The organism is Pseudomonas sp. CFBP 5748, assembly GCF_053850495.1.
The window spans coordinates 372,641-393,753 of sequence record NZ_JBSPTN010000002.1; the positions used below are offsets into that span (position 1 = coordinate 372,641).

A 21,113-nucleotide genomic window follows, 5' to 3' on the forward strand; every position below is an offset into this window, starting at 1 on the left:
GGGTGGAATTCAGAGGTCGAGCAGCCAACTGTGCTGCGGGTCGTTATGGAACTGCCAGACCCGCTTCGGGCCGGCCATGACGTTCAGGTAATACGACTCGTACCCATAGGGCACGCTGACCGGGTGGTAGCCCTTGGGCACCACCACCAGGTCGCTGTTCTCCACGGCCATGGCCTGGTCGATGCTGCGGTCGTCGGTGTAGACCCGCTGGAACACAAAGCCCTGGGACGGGTTGACCTGGTGGTAATAGGTTTCTTCCAGAAAGCTCTGGTGCGGCAAGTCGTCAGTGTCGTGCTTGTGGGGCGGGTAGCTCGACGAGTGCCCCGACGGCGTGCGCACTTCCACCACTAGCAGCGAATGGGCCGGTTCGCTGTCGGGCAGGATGTCGCAGACATACCGGGTGTTGGCACCCTTGCCGCGCACGCTGCGCTTCATGCTGTCCGGGCGGATCAGCCGTGGGCCGTAATTGTTTTGCGCAGAACCCGGCGCGGCACACACGGCAATCTGCACGTCGCTCAGGGCAGTCACCTGGGCCTGGCTGCCGGGCGGCAGATACGCGGCATAGGGCGATTTGTCCTCGAACACCGAGTGGCGGTCACCGAGGTTGTCCCAGTCAAAGGCGCCCTGCCCCGGCGCTTCGCCCTTGAGGCCGATGCGACCGCTGAGCAGCACCAGGCACAACTCCTTGTCAGCGGCGGCTACCGGCAAGGTTTCACCAAGGCTCAAACGGTAGGCGGTGAAGCCGACATATTCCAGTTCGCCAGCAGGCAGCTCGACCATGGTCCGACCGCTGGATTGGCTTTTGATCAACAGGCTCATGACGCAGTCCTCTCTTGCAGCAAGGCGCACAGGGTGTCGTAGCCTTTCTTGGCGTAGACATAACTCGGCGCCACGGCCGGATCCTGCTCGGCTTCGACCACCAGCCAGCCTTGGTAATCGGCGGCCAGCAGCACGTCGAGCAACGCGGCGAAATCGATGTCACCGTCCCCCGGCACCGTGAAGGTGCCGTTAATGATGCAGTCAGGAAAACTCCAGAGGTTGTTGCGCGCCAGTTGCACCACCGCTTTGCGCACGTCCTTGAAGTGCACATGGCAAACGCGCTCGATGTGTTTGCGCAACACCTGCAACGGCTCACCGCCGCCCATGTAGCAGTGGCCCGAGTCGAATAGCAGGCCCACTTCACTGCCGGTCAAAGCCATCAACTTGTCGATGTCCGCGGGCGATTCGACGTAGGCCCCCATGTGGTGGTGATAGGCCAGGCGCACGCCCCTGGATAAGGTGAAGCGTGCCAGCTCGGTGAGTTTGTCAGCGTAGGCTTGCCAGGCTTCATCGGTGTGAAAGCGCGGCCGTTCGATCAGAGGAATGCGCTGGCCTTGAATGGAGTCGGCGACTTCGCCATACACCAGCACCGTTGCACCGTTCTGCGCCAGCAGCTCGACATGGCTGGCGATAGCGTCGATTTCCTCAGCCGCCGAACGCCGGGCCAAGCGACTGGAATACCAGCCGGAAACCAACGCCAGGTCATAAGGGCGCAGCACATCGCCGACACCCTTGGCGTCCTTGGGGAACTTGCCGTTGAGCTCAAAACCTTCGTAACCGATGGCCTTGCCTTCGCTCAGCGCCGTGCTCAACGGCGTCTCGCCGCCCAACGATGGCAAGTCGTCGTTGCTCCAGGAAATCGGGTTGATGCCAATTCGAATAGCGGGCATGGCTGCACCTTTTATTGTTTTTCACAAATCAGTAAGAACGACGCTGAACACTTGTGGGAGCGGGCTTGCTCGCGAAGGCGGCGGCATATTCAACATGGATGTCGCCCGACACACCGCTTTGGCGAGTAACCCCACTCCCACATTGGATTGGCGTTAACTCATCTATCCCGCGCAGCACGCCACGCCTCGATCAACTCCACAAACCTGCCCTGCACTTGCCGGATCAACGTTTCATCATCGATTTCCCCGGCCAGCCAGGCCCGGCTCGGTTCCTGGAAGATCGTGCGACCCACGGCAAACCCGCGGCAGGTGGCGCTCTGGCTGGCCTGGCGGAAACCTTCGGCCAGGGCGGCAGCCGGGGCGTTGAGGCCCAGCAACACCACGCCCCGGCAGTACGGATCGCGCTGTTGGATCAGTTCGTCGAGCTGCTTCCACTCCTGCGCACTCTGGGCCTCGATCTTCCACCACGCCGGGAAAATGCCCAGGTTGTAGAGGCGCTTGAGGGCGCGATAGAGCACGTCCGGGTGCGGCGAGGGGTGATCCTTGGGCGGAATGACTTCCAACAGCAATTCATGGCCGCTGACCTGGGAGGCCTTGTACAACCCCATCAATTGCGCCTCCTGTTCGAGGCGCAGCAGCGGTTCGTCATCGGGGTGAAATTGCACCAGGCACTTGATGATCTGTTCCTGGGGCCAGGCGATCAGATTGCTGCCGATCGAGCGCCCATGTTCAAACGCCAGCGGCCGCGAGTTCTGCACCTCCACGGGCCGCGCCACCCACCAGCCCCGGCCGGTCGCAGCGTTCAGCGAGTCCTGGCCGAAACGTTGATCGGCCAGCAGGCCGACATCAGCCGCGATACCCTGACGCTGCAGGTCGGCTTCGACCCGCTCCACCGCCTGGATGAACAGTTGCTTGAGCTGACCAATGCAACTCAGGTCGCGACCGCTCTTCTGGGCCAGTTCCACCAGTTGCCAGCGATGGTCGAACGCAAAGATGAACAGCTGTTTCCAGGCCTTGCGTGGCACGCTGACCTGATGCAGCCGCTGCAACACGGCGTCCTGGTCCGGCCGGGTAATCGGCACCGGACTCTTGAATAAATAGTCGAGCTCGGCCCGGGTCGGCATCGCCGGGGCACAGGCATGGCGCGACACCACCAGGCCGCCGCAGGCATTGGCCAATTGGCAGCAACGTTCATCGCTGGCGTCCTCCAGCCACCCGGCGAGAAAGCCCGACATGAACGCATCACCGGCGCCCAATACATTCAGGACTTCGACCCGTACCCCAGGATAAAGGGCACCGTCTTCCAGTCGGGTCGGGATAGCGCCGTGGATGACTGTGCAGCCCTGCGGCCCGAGCTTGACCACCAGCGTGGCAGCCGTCAGCGAACGCACGGTTCGCAGCGCGGTCAGCAAGTCTTCACTGCCACCGGCAATCAGGAATTCTTCTTCGGTGCCGACGATCAGGTCAAAACGCGGCAGGATGCTTTGCACGTGCTGGCTGACTTTCTGGTCGGCGACGAACCGGGTTTCCCCATCCGCCTTGCCTGCCAGGCCCCAGAGTACCGGGCGATAGTCAATGTCCAACACGCGTTTGACGTTGTGTTTCTCGGCGTAATCCAGCGCCTGGGTGCTGGCCTTATAGACGTCTTCGGTAGAGAAATGAGTGCCGGTGATCAGCAGCGCCTTGCTGGAGGCAATGAACGTTTCATTGATGTCCTCGGCGCGCAGCGCCATGTCGGCGCAGTTTTCCCGGTAGAACACCAAGGGAAAGGTCTCCCGGTCCTTGATACCCAACAGGACCATGGCCGTCAGGCGCTGCGGGTCGACCTTGATGCCGCTGACATCGCAGCCTTCGCGGGCCAGGGACTCCACCAGGAAGCGGCCCATGTGGTCATCGCCGACCCGGCTCAACATCGCCGACTTGAGTCCTAATCGCGCCGTGCCGAAGGCGATGTTGGCCGACGAACCACCCAGGTATTTGGCAAAGCTTGAGACATCTTCCAGGCGCGCTCCGACTTGCTGCGCGTAAAGGTCGACACCCAGGCGTCCCAGGCAGATCACATCCAATTGACGCCCACTGGCAAAACGAGTCTGGCCCATGCTGGCTCCTGTTATTTTTATCAGCCTGCGCTTGCCGCCGGAACCGGCGCCAACGCTCTTGGTGGATGCAGACTAAAACGAGCAGCCGCCAATAATCAATAATTATTCTATAAATTTTTTACGTGGAATATTTTTTCCAATACGCTATAGCTGAACCGGACCAGACGCAGTGCATCGTTTCAGCACCTATTGCAACGTTGTCCACCCATGATTTTCCCTGCGCCTACGCTGTAGACTGCGACCAGCCAACCTATTGTCGAGGGCCGGCCTCTTTTGGGGCCGCCCATAAGAACAAGCCAGAAGGATTTTCTATGACCCGCCCCGATGATCTGCCGGCGCCGTCCGAGAGCGCGTCCGAACCCGCCCTCTCCAGCCCTCCGATCAATGCCGAGCGCCTGCTGCAACTGATTACCGATGAATACGAAAGCCTGCCGCGCCAGCTCAAACGCATCGCCAGCTACATGAGCCAGCAGAGCGACCGGATCATGGTCGATCGCATCAGCGACATCGCCCGGGAATGCGAAGTGCACCCCTCGGCCATCGTCAGGTTCTCGCAACGCTTCGGTTTCAGCGGCTTCAGTGAAATGCAGGCGTTGTTCCGCGAGGCCTACACCCACAAGACCACGCCGGTGCAGAACTACCAGCAGCGCATCCGCAGCATGATCGCCAACAAGTCGCAGAAAGCCAGCGGCGGCGACCTGGCCCGCGAGTGCGTCAACGCCACCCTGTCGGGCATCGAGCGCCTGGGGTTGGAGCTGGATGACCAGGCTTTCGAAAAAGCCGTGGACCTGGTGGTCAACGCCGACAACATCTATGTGGTGGGTGTACGCCGCTCGTTCGCGGTGGCCGATTACCTGGTCTACAACCTGCAACACACCAATAAACGCATTCACCTGGTGTCCGGCCTGGGGGGCAGTTATCGCGAGCAGATGCGTAGTGTGCGGGCCAACGACCTGGTCATTGCCATCAGCTTCACGCCCTACGGCAAGGAAACCCAGCACTGCCTGCGCATCGCCCAGCATCATCAGGCCAAGACACTGATCATCACCGACAGCAACCTGTCGCCCCTGGCCAAGCGGGCCAATGCGGTGCTGCTGGTGAACGAAGGCAGCTCGTTCGCCTTCCGCTCGTTGAGTGCCACACTGTGCCTGTGCCAGGCCTTGTTCATCGCGGTGGCTTACCGGCTGGAACTCAAGGTCGATGAAATCCATGAACAGGTCGGGTTCGAGGACTGACGCCCCGAGCTATCAATTGAAGGAGAAGCCATGAAACTGATCGGCATGCTGGACTCGCCCTACGTGCGCCGCGCCGCCATTTCCGCCAAATGCCTGGGGGTTGCCCTGGAACACCAATCGGTTTCGGTGTTCAGGCATTTCGAGCAATTCCAGCGCATCAACCCAGTGGTCAAGGCCCCTTCCCTGGTGCTGGACGATGGCACTGTGCTGATGGACTCCACGTTGATCATTGATTATCTCGAGGCCTTGGCCGCACCGGGCAAAAGCCTGATGCCGGATGATCTTGGACAACGAGTACGCTCACTGCGGCTGATCGGGCTGGCCTTGGCGGCGTGCGAAAAATCGGTGCAGATTTACTATGAGCGCAACCTGCGGCCGACGGAGATTCAACATGCGCCGTGGGTTGAACGCGTGGAAGGCCAACTGGCCGCGGCCTATGGAATGCTGGAGCAGGAACTGGAGAAACAGCCGTTGAGCACCGACGGCTCGATTGATCAGGCTGGCATCACTGTGGCAGTGGCGTGGAGTTTCACCAACCTTGTGGTGCCGGACCAGGTGCAGGACAAGGCTTTTCCGTTGATCAGCGCGTTTACGGCTTATGCCGAAGGGTTGGAGGTGTTTGCCAGCACGCCGATGGAGTAATGGCGACACCCAAGAACCTGTGTCCACCACAAACCCTGTGGGAGCTGAGCTTGCTCGCGATAGCGGTGAGTCAGCTTGCATGGATGCTGAATGTGCCGCCGTCATCGCGAGCAAGCTCGGCTCCCACAGGGTTGACGACAAATCTCTGTAGTTAGCGAGGGCTTATTCTCAAGCCAGCTCCACTTCCTTTGTTTCAACGGCCTTCGGCGTCACCTCGAAGCGATCCGCCAGAAATGGCGTGATGTCCAGCGGCAACGGTTCGTTGTTCACCAGTTTGTCCAGCAGCACTCCGGTGATGGCCGAAGTGAGGATGCCGGTGCGGAAATGGCCGCAGGCGTTGAGGTAGCCTTCCACGCCACGCATCGGCCCCAGGATCGGCAATTCATCGGGAGACCCCGGGCGCAGGCCGGCCCAGGTACGTTTCAGGTTGATGTCGGCCAGTTGCGGAATACACCGCACCGCGCCCTGCACCAGCCCTTCGATCTCGGGGTAGGTGGTGGTCACGTCGAAACCCTTGTCTTCCGTGGTGCTGCCAATCAGGATTTCGCCGTTGTCTTTCTGCGCCACGTAGCAGTCGCTGGTGGTCAGGCAGCCGTTGAGGATTTTCGGCATGCGTTCGGTCAGCAGGATTTGCCCCTTGACCGGCTTCACCGGGATCCGCACGCCGGTGGCTTGCTCGCTCAGGTCCGCCGCCCAGGCCCCCGTCGCGTTGATCAGGGTCCGGCAGGTGAAAGTCCCGGCCTCGGCGGTTTTCACGCCGGTGACCCGCGAACCACTGCGCAGGACTTCCGTCACGTTGGTGTTGAAAAACATATCGACACCGTTCTGCCGGGCACCTTCGGTGTAGGCGTCAGCCAGGCGGAACGGGCTGACCTGGTGATCACACAGGAACTCCAGCGCGCCACGGGCCTCATGACTGACATTCGGCTCGGCCTCGCGCAGGGTGGTCTGGTCGAGCCAACGCACCTGATCGGCCAGGTGGGGAATGCAGGCGACGATATGCTCGGCGTACAGACGGTCTTCGTCGTCGTAGATCACGAACTTGAGCCCGGTCTCCTCGAATTTGAAATCCATGCCATGGTTGTCGATCAACTCGCGGTGCAATTGGGGATACATCGCGTTGGACTGCAAGGCGAAATCAAAAAACGACTGGGGCAGGATGTGCGGCGTGCTGGCGTCCACCGCCACGGCGGCACCCTGGGTCTGGCGCTTGCGATTGGCCGACATCATGCGAAAGAAGATCACCCCGCAGCCCAACCCCACGGACTCGCCAATGGCCCACAGGCCGCCGGCCGAGGCACGGGTGGCGTTGCCGGGACGCTTGGCATCGACCAGGGCGATCTTCAGGTGCTTGCGCTTGGACAGCTGATAGGCACAGGAGGCCCCGATCACCCCGCCACCGGCGATGACCACGTCGTAGTCCTTGAGATCTGGATGCTTAATCATGCTGGGCGGCCTCCGTGTCGGCGTCGTGGAATGCAGAAAATGGAATCGGATCGATGGGGAAACGCGGTCGTAGCCAACCCACGTCGGCACGCCCGGTGGCTTCGCGCAATCGATCACTGCAATAGCCGACGCACATCCGCCCCTGGCAGTCGCCCATGCTGACGCGGGTGCGCATTTTCAGACCGGCCATGTCTTGCACGCCTTGCTCCAGGGCCCGGTCGATGTCGGCGCGGGTCGCGTGCTCACAGCGGCAAATCACCGTATCGGCAGCCGGCAATGCGGTTTGCCCGGTGCCACGCTGGGTGTAGCGGTCCACAGCGGCGCGAAAGCGAACGATTCGCTCCAGTTGCGCCTGGTACCGCTCGCGCTGCGCCAGGGCGGCGGACACATCCAGTACGTTGCGTTGCATCAGGATCGACAACGCTGCGATGCGCCCGCTCAGCATGGCCGCTTCCCCACCACGAATCCCGCCCATGTCGCCGGCCAGGTGAATGTGCGCCTCGCTGCTTTGTTGCCAGGCATCGGACACGGCCCGCAAGTAGCCGTCATCGCTGAAGCCGTGCTCCAGGCCCATCTGCTGGCTCAGCTGGGTACGTGGGATAAACCCGTAGCCAACCGCCAGGGTCTGGGCCGGCACCTCCTCGGCGCGTTTCAAGTCCGGCTCCCAGGTACTGGAATACGGCGCGACGGTGACGTGGCTCAACTCCCCCTCGCCGTCCGCCTGGACCACGCCCCAGCCATAGCGCACGGGAATGCGATTGAGCTTGAGATAGGCCAACATGCTCAGGCCATCGAGGAACAACTGCGGCTTGTTCAGCAACGCCAGGCTTTCCTTGGCAATCCTGCCGAAGGTGCAGGCCTCATAGACACCCGCCACCGCCACGCCCGAAGCGTGCAGTTGGCAAGCCACCAGCGGCAGCAACGGGCCGGTGCCGGCGATCACCACCGGCCCAGGCGGCTTGACCACTCCGCTCTTGATCTGCAATTGCAGGCCACCGAGCATCATCACCCCCGGCAAGGTCCAGCCAGGAAACGGCACGCTGCGCTCGTGACAACCGGCCGCCAGGACCAAATGTGAGTAGACAACCTCGCGCAGGCGCTCGTCGACGTCCAGCAGCATCAGCGCCCGGAAGCCTTCGGCGCCAATGACACGGCTGCTCAATCGCACGTCGATCAACCCGGCATAGCGCTGGAATTCACCGTGGAGCTTCTCCAGGGCTTCGCTGTAGCGGGGGCCCAGGTAATCCAGGCGCACACCATCGCGCAACGGTCCGCGATACACCACGCCACCCAGGCGCGGCGCTTCTTCGAGCAAGGTGCTGCGCACCCCATGGGAGGCCAGCTCAATGGCTGCGGCCATACCCGCCGGCCCACCGCCGACAATCACCGGATCAAGGCTCATGACGCCTCCGTCTCGGTGATGCGGTTGGCCCGGGTTTCGATCTGCATGCCGGGACGTACCAGGGTCTGGCAGGCGCGGCGCTTGTGGCGACCGTCGATCTTGACCAGGCAGCACTGGCACACGCCCATGCCGCAGTAAGCGCCGCTGATCTGGTCGTGATCGTTGCGGGCCACTTGACGTTGGCCCAGGGACTGGATGACGGTGAGAACGGTCTCACCCTGGGCGGCGCTGACAGCCTGCCCGTCCAGGCGCACCGTCATGTCGGCCTGGGTCAGCGGCTGGATATCGAATTTTCGGCGTAGAAGGTCTGGAGGTTGCATCATACTGCTCGTCCTTGAAAGGTCTGTGGGGGCTCGGCTCCTTGCGGCACACCATCACCGGTTCGCATCAGTACCCGGTAGCGGCAGCGCGCCAAAACGGGGCGACAGACGCAACATGATAGTGCGCACGAAATTTATGTTAGGGATTATTTGTGACCAAGTATTGATCCAGGCCAGCGAATCCGCTTGCTGGCTCATGAACTTTTTTTCAGAAAGCCGACAGGTATTCTTTGGCAGAATGCTGCGCAAGAGCACCAACTTCCCAACACGGTACCGCCCATGAATCGCATCCTGACCATCGAAGACGACGCCGTGACCGCCCGTGAAATCGTCGCCGAGCTGACCCGCAACGGCCTGGATGTCGACTGGGTCGACAACGGTCGCGAAGGCCTGGAGCGCGCGGTAAGCGGTGACTACGACCTGATTACCCTCGACCGCATGCTGCCCGAGCTCGATGGCCTGGTAATCGTGACCACCCTGCGGACCATGGGCGTGGCCACGCCGATCCTGATGATCAGCGCCCTTTCCGATGTCGATGAACGGGTGCGCGGTCTGCGGGCCGGTGGCGACGACTACCTGACCAAGCCCTTCGCCACCGACGAAATGGCCGCCCGCGTCGAGGTGCTGCTGCGACGTAACAGTGGCACCCGCGAGCCTGAAACCGCGCTGCGGGTGGCCGACCTGGAGCTGAACCTGATCAGCCGCGAAGCCAGTCGCAACGGGCAATTACTCAGCCTGCTGCCCACCGAATACAAGTTGCTGGAATTCCTGATGCGCAACAGCGGGCAGATCCTCTCGCGCATGATGATTTTCGAGGAAGTCTGGGGCTATCACTTCGACCCAGGCACCAATCTGATCGATGTCCACATTGGCCGCCTGCGCAAGAAGATCGACCCGCCGGGCCTGGAACCGCTGATTCGCACGGTACGGGGTTCCGGCTATGTCATTGCTGAACCCTGCTAAGGGCTGGCGTTCCTCCAGCAGCCGCCTGCTGGCGCTGTACAGTTCGCTGTTCGTGATCTGGAGCGCGATCCTGATGGGGGTGATGTATTACGAAGTGTTTGGCTACCTCGACAGCCTGGCCAAACACTCGCTGATGCAGCGCCAGCATCTGTTTTCGCGAATCCACGGCGATCAGTTGGAAGACGCGCTCATGGCCAGCCTGACGCTGGACGAGCGCGGCGTCGATGCCTACGGTCTGTTCGATCCGCAACTGCACCACTTGAGCGGGCCGATCCAGCGGATCCCCGCGGACCTGCCACTCGATGGCAGGATCCACATGCTCGGCGGCTGCGTCGATTCCGACGCCCCCGGCGTGTCTTCCGACAGTTGCGACGCGGTGGCGACCCGGACTCAGGACGGGCGCTGGCTGGTATTGGCGCGGGACAACGGCTCGCTGTTCGCCGTGACGCGGATCATCTTGCACGCGCTGTTCTGGGGCGTGTCGCTGACCATACTCCCAGGCATTGCCGGCTGGCATCTGCTGCGTCGCCGCCCGCTGCAGCGTATTCGCAAACTGCAAGCCAGCGCCGAGGCCATCGTCGCCGGCGACCTGACCCATCGCCTGCCCCTCTCAAGCCGGCGCGATGAACTGGACATGCTGGCGGCGATCGTCAACGCCATGCTCGATCGCATCGAACGCTTGATGAACGAGGTCAAGGGCGTGTGCGACAACATCGCCCATGACCTGCGCACGCCGCTGACCCGTCTGCGCGCGCAGCTTTATCGCATCCAGCAAGAAGCCCCGGACGGCTCGCCCGAGGCGCTGCAGATGGACCAGGTGATTGCCGAGACCGATACGCTGATGGCGCGCTTTCGTGGCTTGTTACGGATTTCCGAACTGGAAGACCAACAGCGTCGCTCGGGGTTTGTGCGCCTCGATCCGTTGCAGTTATTGCAGGAACTGCACGACTTTTACCTGCCGCTGGCCGAGGAAGGCCAACTGACTTTCACCCTGGAAGCGCCTGACGCCCTGCCCCTGCTCAATGGCGACCGTGCGTTGCTGTTCGAGGCGGTGTCGAACCTGCTGAGCAATTCCATCAAGTTCACCCCGCCAGGGGGCGAAGTGATTCTGCGCGGGGTCGATCAGGGCGACAGTACCCGCATCGAAGTGCTCGACTCCGGCCCCGGCATCCCTGAGGCGGAGCGCAAGGCCGTATTCCGCCGCTTTTATCGTGCCGAGGGCAGCAGCCAGCACGGCGGATTCGGCCTGGGCCTGTCGATCGTCGCAGCGATTGTCAATTTGCACGGGTTCACGCTGGAAGTGGGCAGCAGCGAGCGCGGCGGTGCGCGGTTGGTACTCGATTGCCGGGCGACGTTGTTGTAGACATGAGCTGGACCGCACTTGTGGTGAGGGGATTTATCCCCTCACCACAATGGACGGCGTTCAGCGGATCATCTATGCCAGGTCACTGCGACGCAGAGGGGTGTTTTCAAGCTCATAGCGCAGTTCGTCGATCAGCTTCGTCAGGCTTTCTTCCGAACGAACGCTGTCCAGGCTCATGCCACTCACGACCAAGTCCACCTCGCCGCTTTCGCGATGATAGAGGCGTACCGTAAGGGTGCCGTCGCCATTGAGGCTGCATTCGCAAGCCAGCGGCTTGAAGCTTTCTTCGAGGCGCGCGCGCACAGGGGCCAGTTGGGTCATGCGGTGTACCTCAGCGTTGAGATTGCAAACGACTGATGGACAACACCGGGCTCCCGGCCTTAACAGACATCCTGTTTACACGTTTGATGGGTTCACTGCGCATGCGACCTGTTCCTTGACTGTTTCATGGGGACGCGACATAGCAAACTAATGCCGCACCCTCACAGCCTAAGGTCCCAAGCGCCCGCGCAGAACCCGAATATGCACCAGTGGACCCAGTGCATTTGCACCATCATCGTGCCTTGTTTCGCCATTCGCTGGCGAACAAGCCCCGCTCCCGAGCCCAGACGATGGCTTCGCTGCGACTGTGCACGTCCAGCTTGGAGTACAGCGTCGCCACATGATTTCGTACGGTATTGGGGGCCAGTTTCAAGCGCGCGGCGATTTCCTTGTCCGCCAGGCCCTCACAGATCAAGCCCAGCACATCACGCTCCCGGGCCGTCAACTCGGTGAACGACACACTGGACACCTGAGCGTTGATACTCCTCACATTGGCCAATTTTTCGATCAGGGTCCGGCTGAACCAGGAAGCGTCCTTCATCACTTCCTCGATGGCCGCCACCAACTCCAGCTCCGAGCGCTTGCGCTCAGTGATGTTCATCAACACCAGCAGGTAGCAGGGCTTGTCCTGGATGATCACGGTGTCGGCCGCCACCTCGCAGTCGATCTGTTCGCCGTCTTTCTTGTGGACCTTGACGTCGACGCTGGACACCGTCGCGGTCTTTTCCAGGGTGGCAAACAGTGCGGCGCTGGCGCCCTTGCCGAGGAAGCCGATTTCCTCCACGGTTTTACCCAGCAGCTCCTCACTGGCATAACCGGTGGTTTGGAGAAAGGCTTCGTTGATTTCCAGCAATTGCTGTTCGGCGCTGCACACCAGGGTGGGTACCGGCGTGAGGCGGAACGACTTGGCAAAACGTTCCTCGCTCTGGCGCAGCGCCGTTTCCGCCTTGCGGCGCGGCTCCATGTCCATGAAGGAAAACAGCATGCAGTCTTCGTCGTGCAGGTCATCCAGCGGCTGGCCGGCGACAATCACTTGCTTGCTGCCGCCGCCTGGCAATTTCAGCTCGGCCTGCATTTGCGGAATGGTCGTGCCCTGCCCCAGACGCTCAATGGCCAAATCACGTTTTTCAGCGCTCTCGAGCACGTCCAGCTCATACACCGAACGGCCGATCACTTGCTCGCGGCTGTAGCCAGTCATTTCCAGAAAACCCTGGTTGACCTTGATATAGCGCAAGTCACTGAGACGACAGATCACTGCCGGCGCCGGGTTGGCCCCGAAGGTTCTTTCAAAACGCTGCTCGGCGCTGGCCCATTCGGTGGCATCGCTGAGGATCAGTACCAGTAATTCCGCCTCGCCGCTGCGGTCGGTCAATACCAGGCTGCGGATCCGATGAACCCAGGTGCGGTCCGGAGCGGCCTCGGGCGTGACTTCCACCAGCACATCACTGAACTCATCGCCCCGGGCGGCCCGGGCAATGGGGTAGTTGTCCGCAGTCAACGGGTGATTGTTGCGATAACGCAAATTGAACCGCTGGGCGTATTCCTCGGCATTGGCACCCAGCGCTTTGAGGTCAGTGACCCCGTGCATGGTCAACGCCGCTTCGTTGGCCCAGGCGATGGTCTGATCGACTTCGATCAAGATCACCCCGTCAGACAGCCCGGCGATAATTTGCAGCAATTGGCGACGATTGGTATCGGTGGTCGGGACATCTTGGTTCATTGGGTCTCCATGTGGTCAGTGCAATTTTCAAGCATGGATGCGTTGAAGGTTACGACCACATGGGGTTGCGATAGTGCACCACGCCACTCAAACCGCCATGCGCCCCTCGGCAATGGCCTGTGAGGCTGCCAGCATCGCCCGCAGCAGGACCGCGCAACCGGCGGCGAGATCGTCGGGGGCGGCATTTTCTATTTCGTTGTGGCTGATACCGCCTTCACACGGCACGAAGATCATCCCGGCCGGGCCCAGTTCGGCGAGGAATATCGCGTCATGACCAGCCCCGCTGACGATCTCCATGTGCGACAGACCGAGGCCCTGGGCCGCGCCACGTACGGCTTCGACGCAGCCTGGGTTGAAATACAGCGGCGGGAAGTCGGCCGTGGGTTTCAGGTCATAGGTCAGGCCATGCTGCCGGCAGGTGTCGTCGATCACCTGCTTGACCTCGGCGATCATCGAATCCAGCCGCGCCGGTTCCAGATGACGGAAATCCAGGGTCATGCGCACCTCGCCGGGGATGACATTGCGCGAGCCCGGATAGGCTTGCAGGCAACCCACCGTGCCGCAGGCATGGGGTTGATGACCGAGGGCGGCGCGGTTGACGGCGCCGACGATGATCGAGGCGCCCACCAGGGCGTCCTTGCGCAGGTGCATCGGGGTCGGGCCGGCATGGGCTTCGACGCCCCGCAACGTCAGGTCGAACCATTTCTGCCCGAGGGCGCCCATGACGATGCCGATGGTCTTGTGTTCATCTTCCAGGATCGGCCCCTGTTCAATGTGCGCTTCAAAATACGCCCCTACCGGATGCCCACTGACCTGGCGCGGGCCGGCGTAACCGATAGCGTTGAGCGCCTGGCCGACGGTGATGCCTTCGGCGTCGACCTTGGCCAGGGTTTCTTCAAGGGTGAATTTTTCCGCGAACACGCCGGAGCCCATCATGCACGGGGCGAAGCGCGAACCCTCTTCGTTGGTCCACACCACCACTTCCAGCGGTGCCTCGGTTTCGATGCCCAGGTCATTGAGGGTACGCAGCACTTCCAGCCCGGACAGTACACCAAAGCAGCCGTCGAACTTGCCGCCGGTGGGTTGAGTGTCGATGTGACTGCCGGTCATCACCGGCGGCAGGTTCGGATTGCGCCCCGGGCGTCGGGCAAAGATATTGCCCACCGCATCGATGCTGACCGTGCAGCCGGCCGCTTCGGTCCATTGCACGAACAGGTCCCGGGCCTGGCGATCGAGATCGGTCAAGGCCAACCGACACACACCGCCCTTGACCGTGGCACCGAGCCGGGCCAGGTCCATGAGCGATTGCCACAGGCGGTCGCGGTTGATGTGCGGGTGGGTGGACTGTAGAACGTCGACGGCTGCGTTCATGGGGGATCTCCATTTTTCAGGCATTTTTTTGGTGTTTTTGAGGCCGCTATCGCGAGCAAGCTCGCTCCCACAAGGGATCTACTGTGCGCATAGATTTCGCGGCCACCCGAATCCAGTGTGGGAGCGAGCTTGCTCGCGATGGGGCCCTCCTTCACACCGCAGATTTGGCGACGGATGGGCTCGCACGAAAACCGCACAACCCGTAATAAATCACCCCGCCCAGCGCCGAACCGGTGAACCAGCCGTAGCTGTAGAACCAGCTGAACGCGTCGCTGCCCAGGGACAACAAGGTCAGCAGCACCGGCACGCCAAAGGCGATGAAGCCGTTCCAGTTCCATGCCGGATAAACGTCGTCGCGGTACAGCCCGGCCAGATCCAGTTGCTGTTTCTTGATCAGGAAATAGTCCACCACCATGATCCCGGCAATGGGCCCCAGCAGGCTTGAATAACCCAGCAACCAGTTCGAATAAACCGATTCAAGACTGACCTCGGAGACGATCAGGCCAAGCTTTTTCAGCAGTTCGTGGGCCATCAGCGCCAACCCCACCAGCCCGGTGAGCATGACGGCCTTGGTACGGCCGATCAGTTTCGGCGCCAGGTTCTGGAAATCGTTGGTGGGCGAGACGATGTTGGCGGCGGTGTTGGTCGACAACGTGGCGACGATGATCAGCACCATGGCCAGGGCCACCCACACCGGGCTCTGGATGTGCCCGATCAAGCTCACCGGATCGGAGACGGTCACCCCCACCAGTTTCTCCGAGGCGGCGGTCATGACCACGCCGAGGGAGGCAAACAGGAACATGGTCAACGGCAGGCCGATGACCTGCCCCACGATCTGGTCTTTCTGGCTCTTGGCGTAGCGGCTGAAGTCAGGAATGTTCAACGACAACGTCGCCCAGAAACCGACCATGGCCGTCAGCCCGGCAAGAAAGTAACTGGTCACGCCAGCACCTTCAGGCCGTTTGGCCGGGACCGCCATCAGCTCAGTCAATGACACATTGGGCAACGCCCACACCAACAGCCCGGCCCCCACCAGCACCAGCAGTGGCGCGGACAAGGTTTCCAGCCATTTGATCGACTCGGCACCGCGCAACACCACCCACAGGTTCATGACCCAGAACAGCATGAAGCCGATCACTTCACCGGTGCCGCCCAGGCTCTTCCAGCCTTCGAACACCGAGCCGAGAAACAGGTGGATCGCCAGCCCGCCGAACATTGTCTGGATGCCAAACCAGCCACACGCCACCAAGGCGCGAATCAGACACGGGACATTGGAGCCAATGACACCGAAGGACGAACGCAACAACACCGGAAACGGGATGCCGTACTTGGTCCCGGCGAAGGCGTTGAGGGTCAGGGGAATCAACACGATGATGTTGGCGAATAGTATCGCCAGCAGCGCCTCGCCCACCGTCAGGCCAAAGTAGGCAGTGAGAACGCCGCCAAGGGTGTAGGTCGGCACGCAGATCGCCATGCCGACCCACAATGCAGTGATGTGCCACTTGTTCCAGGTTCGCTCGTGCACCTTGGTCGGCGCGATGTCGTGGTTGTAACGGGGGCTGTCGAGGACGTCGCTGCCGGCATCAAGCTCGAACAACCCGTCGCGCTCAGTCACTGTTGATCTGGTCATGTCCGCTCCACTGTTTTCATTATTTTTGCTCATCGACTGGCGATGGCCGGAGTACTTGCATGTAAGCACGCGTGCTACCGACGGCCCTGCCCGACAGCGTCAACACTCAATAACCGTGCCGATTGTTGCGCCGAGTTGACTGGGCGATCGATAAAACACTTATAACCACTTGATGTTTAATACTTTAATTCACACTCAGAACCTTGCCACACTGCTGAACATCGCCCTTTAGGCTAGATGACCTGTACGTTCTGTCGAGCTGAAGATTCAAAGTGGTGCACCCCCACTTTATGCGACGTGTCTAAACCGCACTTTCACAGCTTTCAAGCCGCTGATTTACCATGACAAATCTCGCTCAAATAGCGATCCTGTCAAGTGCGTCAAAATGGTGAGGCGGCTCACCATTTTGGTGATTTAATTATTTATTCGTTATTTTTCAAATAGTTATTAACAGAATAAGCTTATGAAAAATAATCTTGCTCATTCTCTCAACTCCAGCTAGCGTCTAATCCTGACAGCCGTGACAGGAATATAACCTGCCACGTTTTGTCACTTATTAATCGTGGTCTATAAAACATAAAGAACCGGCATCAGTCGGTCATGCCTGCGAGGAGCTCGGAATGTCTCTGTTGATCCGTGGTGCCACGGTAATTACCCATGATGAAAGTTATCGCGCCGATGTGTTCTGTGCCGACGGCGTGATCAAGGCCATTGGTGAAAACCTGGATGTTCCCGCCGAGGTCGAAGTGCTCGATGGCAGCGGCCAATACCTGATGCCGGGCGGCATTGACCCGCATACCCACATGCAGTTGCCGTTCATGGGCACGGTCGCCAGCGAGGATTTCTTCAGCGGCACGGCGGCAGGCCTGGCCGGGGGCACCACCTCGATCATCGACTTCGTGATTCCCAACCCGCAGCAGTCGCTGATGGAAGCCTTTCATCAATGGCGTGGCTGGGCCGAGAAAAGCGCCAGCGACTACGGTTTTCACGTGGCGATCACCTGGTGGAGCGAGCAGGTTCGCGAAGAAATGGCCGAGCTGGTCAGCCAGCACGGCGTGAACAGCTTCAAGCATTTCATGGCCTACAAGAACGCGATCATGGCCGCCGATGACACCTTGGTCGCGAGCTTCGAACGCTGCCTGGAACTGGGGGCGGTGCCCACGGTGCACGCCGAGAACGGCGAACTGGTCTATCACCTGCAACGCAAGCTGCTGGCCCAAGGCATCACCGGGCCGGAAGCCCATCCGCTGTCGCGCCCCTCGCAAGTGGAAGGCGAAGCCGCGAGCCGGGCCATCCGCATTGCCGAGACCCTGGGCACACCGCTGTACCTGGTGCACGTGTCCACCAAAGAGGCGCTGGACGAAATCACCTATGCCCGCAGCAAGGGCCAGCCGGTCTACGGTGAAGTGCTGGCCGGGCATCTGCTGCTGGACGACAGCGTCTATCGCCACCCGGACTGGCAGACCGCCGCCGGCTACGTGATGAGCCCACCCTTCCGGCCTCGCGGCCATCAGGACGCGCTCTGGCACGGCTTGCAGTCGGGCAACCTGCACACCACCGCCACCGACCACTGCTGCTTCTGCGCCGAGCAGAAAGCCGCCGGTCGCGACGACTTCAGCAAAATCCCCAACGGCACCGCCGGTATCGAAGACCGCATGGCCGTGCTCTGGGACGAGGGGGTCAACAGCGGCAAATTGTCGATGCACGACTTCGTCGCCCTCACCTCCACCAACACCGCGAAGATCTTCAACCTCTACCCACGCAAAGGGGCGATCCGCGTCGGTGCCGACGCCGACCTGGTGCTCTGGGACCCGCAAGGCAGCCGCACGATTTCCGCCAAGACCCATCACCAGCAAGTGGACTTCAACATCTTCGAAGGCAAGACCGTGCGGGGCGTGCCCAGCCACACCATCAGCCAGGGGCGACTGGTCTGGGCCGATGGCGACCTGCGGGCCGAACGCGGTGCCGGGCGCTACGTCGAACGGCCGGCGTATCCGGCGGTGTTTGATTTGCTGAGTAAGCGGGCGGAGCTGAACAAACCAACTGCGGTTAAACGCTGAAATCCAGGCCTTCGGCCTTCGCGAGCAAGCCCGCTCCCACATTGGATCTGGGATAGACGCAGATGTGTGGTGTGTAGCAAATCCCTTGTGGGAGCGGGCTTGCTCGCGAAGACGTCAGTCCAGACAACGAAAAAACCACTGCCCACCAGAGGCAGCACCTCAAACACCGTGAGGCCCATTCCATGATCCAGCCCTTGAGTCACCTCCCCCATTCCCCGGAAGAGCCGGCCACCCTCGCCGCCCGTTTCAGCGACCTGGCGCCGCCGCTCAATGCGCGCCAGGCCCACCTGGAAGCCTCCCGCTGTCTGTACTGCTACGACGCGCCGTGCGTGAACGCCTGTCCAAGCGAGATCGATATCCCCTCGTTCATTCGCAACATCCACCAGGACAACGTCCAAGGCGCGGCGCAGAAAATCCTCTCGGCCAACATCCTTGGCGGCAGTTGCGCGCGGGTTTGCCCCACCGAGATCCTTTGCCAGCAAGCCTGCGTGCGCAACAACGCCCAGGAATGCGCGCCAGTGCTGATCGGCCTGTTGCAGCGCTACGCCGTGGACAATGCCCACTTCAGCGAACACCCGTTCAAACGCGGCGCCGCCACCGGCAAGCGCATCGCCGTGGTCGGCGCGGGCCCTGCGGGCTTGTCCTGCGCCCACCGCAGCGCGATGCACGGGCATGACGTGGTGATCTTCGAAGCACGGGAAAAAGCCGGCGGCCTCAACGAATACGGCATCGCCAAATACAAACTGGTAGACGATTACGCCCAGCGCGAACTGGCCTTTCTGCTGGACATCGGCGGCATCGAAATCCGCCATGGCCAGAAGCTAGGCGAGAACCTGAGCCTGAGCGATTTGCACCAACAGTTCGACGCGGTGTTCCTCGGCCTCGGCCTGGCCGCCAGCAAACAACTGGGCCTGAGCGACGAACAAGCGCCGGGGCTGCTGGCCGCCACCGAGTACATCCGCGAACTGCGTCAGGCCGACGACCTCAGCCAGTTGCCCCTGGCCGACCGTTGCATCGTCCTCGGCGCCGGTAACACCGCCATCGACATGGCCGTGCAAATGGCCCGTCTTGGCGCCCGGGACGTCAGCCTGGTGTACCGGCGCGGCCTTGAAGACATGGGTGCCACCGTGCATGAACAAGACATCGCCAAGGCCAATCAGGTGCGCCTGCTGACCTGGGCTCAGCCGCAACAGGTCTTGCTCGACGACACTGGAAATGTGCGCGGCATGCGCTTCTCCCGCACGCATCTGGAAAACGGTCGCCTGGTCACCAGCGCCGAAACCTTCGACCTGCCCGCCGACGCCATTTTCAAAGCCATCGGCCAGGCCTTCGACGACAACGCGCTGGTGGATCCGCTGGCCCGGGAACTCAAGCGCCAGGACGGGCGGATCCTGGTGGACGAACAACTGCGCACCAGCATTGCCGGGGTGTATGCCGGTGGCGATTGCACCAGCCTGGACCAGGACCTCACTGTGCAGGCCGTGCAACATGGCAAGCTCGCCGCCGAGGCGATCAACGCTCAACTGATGCTCAACGTGGAGGCTGCGTAAATGGCCGATCTGTCGATTGTCTTCGCCGGCATCAAAGCCCCCAATCCGTTCTGGCTGGCCTCCGCGCCGCCCACCGACAAGGCCTATAACGTGGTTCGCGCCTTCGAGGCCGGCTGGGGTGGCGTGGTCTGGAAAACCCTCGGGGAAGACCCGGCCGCCGTGAACGTGTCGTCGCGCTACTCGGCCCACTACGGCGCCAATCGCGAGGTGCTGGGCATCAATAACATCGAGCTGATCACCGACCGTTCGCTGGAGATCAACCTGCGGGAAATCACCCAGGTGAAAAAGGACTGGCCGGACCGGGCGTTGATCGTGTCGCTGATGGTTCCCTGCGTGGAAGAGTCGTGGAAGCGCATCCTGCCCCTGGTGGAGGCCACGGGCGCCGACGGCATCGAGCTGAACTTCGGTTGCCCCCACGGCATGCCGGAACGGGGCATGGGCGCGGCGGTCGGCCAGGTGCCGGAATACGTCGAGCAAGTGACTCGCTGGTGCAAGACCTATTGCTCGCTGCCGGTGATCGTCAAGCTCACGCCGAACATCACTGACATCCGCGTCGCCGCCCGCGCGGCCCATCGCGGCGGCGCTGACGCGGTGTCGTTGATCAACACCATCAACTCCATCACCAGCGTCGACCTGGACCGCATGGTCGCCCTGCCCACCGTCGGCAGCCAGAGCACCCACGGCGGGTATTGCGGCTCGGCGGTCAAACCCATCGCCCTGAACATGGTCGCCGAAATCGCCCGCGACCCGCAGACCCACGGCTTGCCGATCTGCGGCATCGGCGGCATCGGCAGCTGGCGCGACGCCGCCGAATTCATCGCCCTGGGCAGCGGCGCGGTGCAGGTCTGCACGGCGGCGATGCTGCATGGTTTTCGCATCGTCGAGGAGATGAAGGACGGCCTGTCACGCTGGATGGACGATCACGGCCACGCCAACCTCCAGGCCTTCTCCGGGCGCGCGGTGGGCAACACCACCGACTGGAAGTACCTGGACATCAACTACCAGGTCATCGCCAAGATCGACCAGGACGCCTGCATCGGTTGCGGTCGCTGCCACATCGCCTGCGAAGACACTTCACACCAGGCCATCGCCAGCCTCAAGCAAGCGGACGGAACACGTAAATATGAAGTGATCAATGAAGAATGCGTGGGCTGCAACCTCTGCCAGATCACCTGCCCGGTGCAGGACTGCATCGAGATGGTGACGGTGGACACGGGCAAGCCGTTTTTGGATTGGAACCATGATCCGCGTAATCCCTATCATGTTGCTGTCTGAGGGCTGA

The 21,113-nt window shown here is 61.6% G+C and carries 17 protein-coding genes; 7 read left to right on the forward strand and 10 right to left on the reverse strand.

The genetic code is table 11. The features are described from left to right. Window positions 1–9: 9 nt before the first annotated feature. The 3 genes from iolB to ACWNZ1_RS06285 all read right to left on the reverse strand — a co-directional run bounded on the left by iolB (window position 10) and on the right by ACWNZ1_RS06285 (window position 3,808). The gene (gene iolB / locus ACWNZ1_RS06275; protein WP_135845000.1) at window positions 10–819 is read right to left on the reverse strand and encodes a 5-deoxy-glucuronate isomerase; all 810 of its coding nucleotides are present in this window, start codon (window positions 817–819) and stop codon (window positions 10–12) included. Next, complete coding sequence (gene iolE / locus ACWNZ1_RS06280; RefSeq protein ID WP_456027485.1) at window positions 816–1,709, reverse strand: myo-inosose-2 dehydratase; 894 nt, start codon at window positions 1,707–1,709, stop codon at window positions 816–818. The genes iolB and iolE overlap by 4 nt, the downstream gene beginning before the upstream one ends. A gap of 158 nt (window positions 1,710–1,867) precedes the next feature. Continuing rightward, window positions 1,868–3,808, reverse strand: a complete 1,941-nt coding sequence (locus ACWNZ1_RS06285; protein WP_256452680.1) for a bifunctional 5-dehydro-2-deoxygluconokinase/5-dehydro-2-deoxyphosphogluconate aldolase — start codon at window positions 3,806–3,808, stop codon at window positions 1,868–1,870. 311 nt (window positions 3,809–4,119) lie between these two features. Here ACWNZ1_RS06285 and ACWNZ1_RS06290 point away from each other — a divergent pair, with 311 nt between their 5' ends. After that, window positions 4,120–5,043, forward strand: a complete 924-nt coding sequence (locus ACWNZ1_RS06290) for a MurR/RpiR family transcriptional regulator (protein WP_014337867.1) — start codon at window positions 4,120–4,122, stop codon at window positions 5,041–5,043. Between the two features lie 30 nt (window positions 5,044–5,073). Further along, a complete protein-coding gene (locus tag ACWNZ1_RS06295) occupies window positions 5,074–5,685 on the forward strand; it encodes a glutathione S-transferase family protein (RefSeq protein WP_135844997.1) in 612 nt (203 codons plus the stop codon). Window positions 5,686–5,853: 168 nt separating this feature from the next. Here the strand turns inward: ACWNZ1_RS06295 and hcnC are convergent, their stop codons facing one another. The 3 genes from hcnC to hcnA are packed head-to-tail and all read right to left on the reverse strand — an operon-like array spanning window position 5,854 to window position 8,856. Further along, a complete protein-coding gene (gene hcnC, locus ACWNZ1_RS06300; RefSeq protein ID WP_456027486.1) occupies window positions 5,854–7,131 on the reverse strand; it encodes a cyanide-forming glycine dehydrogenase subunit HcnC in 1,278 nt (425 codons plus the stop codon). Beyond that, the gene (gene hcnB / locus ACWNZ1_RS06305; RefSeq protein ID WP_456027487.1) at window positions 7,124–8,533 is read right to left on the reverse strand and encodes a cyanide-forming glycine dehydrogenase subunit HcnB; all 1,410 of its coding nucleotides are present in this window, start codon (window positions 8,531–8,533) and stop codon (window positions 7,124–7,126) included. The genes hcnC and hcnB overlap by 8 nt, the downstream gene beginning before the upstream one ends. Beyond that, complete coding sequence (hcnA, locus tag ACWNZ1_RS06310) at window positions 8,530–8,856, reverse strand: cyanide-forming glycine dehydrogenase subunit HcnA (RefSeq protein ID WP_256452677.1); 327 nt, start codon at window positions 8,854–8,856, stop codon at window positions 8,530–8,532. The genes hcnB and hcnA overlap by 4 nt, the downstream gene beginning before the upstream one ends. Window positions 8,857–9,132: 276 nt before the next feature. On the opposite strand from hcnA, the gene ACWNZ1_RS06315 reads away from it, so the two are divergent. Together ACWNZ1_RS06315 and ACWNZ1_RS06320 are read left to right on the forward strand one after the other, a co-directional pair. After that, window positions 9,133–9,816 carry a response regulator transcription factor gene (locus ACWNZ1_RS06315; RefSeq protein WP_135844993.1) on the forward strand — a complete coding sequence of 228 codons (684 nt, stop codon included), beginning with the start codon at window positions 9,133–9,135 and terminating at the stop codon, window positions 9,814–9,816. Then, window positions 9,794–11,179: a sensor histidine kinase gene (locus tag ACWNZ1_RS06320; protein WP_456027488.1), complete on the forward strand. Its 1,386-nt coding sequence runs from the start codon at window positions 9,794–9,796 to the stop codon at window positions 11,177–11,179. The genes ACWNZ1_RS06315 and ACWNZ1_RS06320 overlap by 23 nt, the downstream gene beginning before the upstream one ends. A 72-nt stretch (window positions 11,180–11,251) precedes the next feature. Here ACWNZ1_RS06320 and ACWNZ1_RS06325 read toward each other — a convergent pair whose 3' ends face one another. The 4 genes from ACWNZ1_RS06325 to ACWNZ1_RS06340 form a co-directional block, all read right to left on the reverse strand. Further along, complete coding sequence (locus tag ACWNZ1_RS06325; protein ID WP_135844991.1) at window positions 11,252–11,500, reverse strand: DUF1652 domain-containing protein; 249 nt, start codon at window positions 11,498–11,500, stop codon at window positions 11,252–11,254. A 232-nt stretch (window positions 11,501–11,732) separates the two neighbouring features. Then, window positions 11,733–13,220: a PAS domain S-box protein gene (locus tag ACWNZ1_RS06330; RefSeq protein WP_135844990.1), complete on the reverse strand. Its 1,488-nt coding sequence runs from the start codon at window positions 13,218–13,220 to the stop codon at window positions 11,733–11,735. An 87-nt stretch (window positions 13,221–13,307) separates the two neighbouring features. Next, window positions 13,308–14,591: a Zn-dependent hydrolase gene (locus ACWNZ1_RS06335; protein WP_135844989.1), complete on the reverse strand. Its 1,284-nt coding sequence runs from the start codon at window positions 14,589–14,591 to the stop codon at window positions 13,308–13,310. A gap of 151 nt (window positions 14,592–14,742) precedes the next feature. Next, the gene (locus ACWNZ1_RS06340; protein WP_256452676.1) at window positions 14,743–16,221 is read right to left on the reverse strand and encodes an NCS1 family nucleobase:cation symporter-1; all 1,479 of its coding nucleotides are present in this window, start codon (window positions 16,219–16,221) and stop codon (window positions 14,743–14,745) included. Between the two features lie 620 nt (window positions 16,222–16,841). On the opposite strand from ACWNZ1_RS06340, the gene hydA reads away from it, so the two are divergent. From hydA to preA, 3 genes are all read left to right on the forward strand, one after another. After that, window positions 16,842–18,281, forward strand: a complete 1,440-nt coding sequence (gene hydA, locus ACWNZ1_RS06345; RefSeq protein WP_256452675.1) for a dihydropyrimidinase — start codon at window positions 16,842–16,844, stop codon at window positions 18,279–18,281. A gap of 182 nt (window positions 18,282–18,463) precedes the next feature. Beyond that, window positions 18,464–19,831: an NAD(P)-dependent oxidoreductase gene (locus ACWNZ1_RS06350; protein ID WP_265073007.1), complete on the forward strand. Its 1,368-nt coding sequence runs from the start codon at window positions 18,464–18,466 to the stop codon at window positions 19,829–19,831. Then, window positions 19,832–21,106: an NAD-dependent dihydropyrimidine dehydrogenase subunit PreA gene (gene preA, locus ACWNZ1_RS06355; protein ID WP_456027489.1), complete on the forward strand. Its 1,275-nt coding sequence runs from the start codon at window positions 19,832–19,834 to the stop codon at window positions 21,104–21,106. The last annotated feature ends 7 nt before the right edge of the window (window positions 21,107–21,113 follow it).

Coding starts and splice junctions, on each gene's coding strand:
- iolB (WP_135845000.1), bottom strand. CDS start 819: ATGAGCCTGTTGATCAAAAGCCAATCCAGCGGTCGGACCATGGTCGAG.
- iolE (WP_456027485.1), bottom strand. CDS start 1,709: ATGCCCGCTATTCGAATTGGCATCAACCCGATTTCCTGGAGCAACGAC.
- ACWNZ1_RS06285 (WP_256452680.1), bottom strand. CDS start 3,808: ATGGGCCAGACTCGTTTTGCCAGTGGGCGTCAATTGGATGTGATCTGC.
- ACWNZ1_RS06290 (WP_014337867.1), top strand. CDS start 4,120: ATGACCCGCCCCGATGATCTGCCGGCGCCGTCCGAGAGCGCGTCCGAA.
- ACWNZ1_RS06295 (WP_135844997.1), top strand. CDS start 5,074: ATGAAACTGATCGGCATGCTGGACTCGCCCTACGTGCGCCGCGCCGCC.
- hcnC (WP_456027486.1), bottom strand. CDS start 7,131: ATGATTAAGCATCCAGATCTCAAGGACTACGACGTGGTCATCGCCGGT.
- hcnB (WP_456027487.1), bottom strand. CDS start 8,533: ATGAGCCTTGATCCGGTGATTGTCGGCGGTGGGCCGGCGGGTATGGCC.
- hcnA (WP_256452677.1), bottom strand. CDS start 8,856: ATGATGCAACCTCCAGACCTTCTACGCCGAAAATTCGATATCCAGCCG.
- ACWNZ1_RS06315 (WP_135844993.1), top strand. CDS start 9,133: ATGAATCGCATCCTGACCATCGAAGACGACGCCGTGACCGCCCGTGAA.
- ACWNZ1_RS06320 (WP_456027488.1), top strand. CDS start 9,794: ATGTCATTGCTGAACCCTGCTAAGGGCTGGCGTTCCTCCAGCAGCCGC.
- ACWNZ1_RS06325 (WP_135844991.1), bottom strand. CDS start 11,500: ATGACCCAACTGGCCCCTGTGCGCGCGCGCCTCGAAGAAAGCTTCAAG.
- ACWNZ1_RS06330 (WP_135844990.1), bottom strand. CDS start 13,220: ATGAACCAAGATGTCCCGACCACCGATACCAATCGTCGCCAATTGCTG.
- ACWNZ1_RS06335 (WP_135844989.1), bottom strand. CDS start 14,591: ATGAACGCAGCCGTCGACGTTCTACAGTCCACCCACCCGCACATCAAC.
- ACWNZ1_RS06340 (WP_256452676.1), bottom strand. CDS start 16,221: ATGACCAGATCAACAGTGACTGAGCGCGACGGGTTGTTCGAGCTTGAT.
- hydA (WP_256452675.1), top strand. CDS start 16,842: ATGTCTCTGTTGATCCGTGGTGCCACGGTAATTACCCATGATGAAAGT.
- ACWNZ1_RS06350 (WP_265073007.1), top strand. CDS start 18,464: ATGATCCAGCCCTTGAGTCACCTCCCCCATTCCCCGGAAGAGCCGGCC.
- preA (WP_456027489.1), top strand. CDS start 19,832: ATGGCCGATCTGTCGATTGTCTTCGCCGGCATCAAAGCCCCCAATCCG.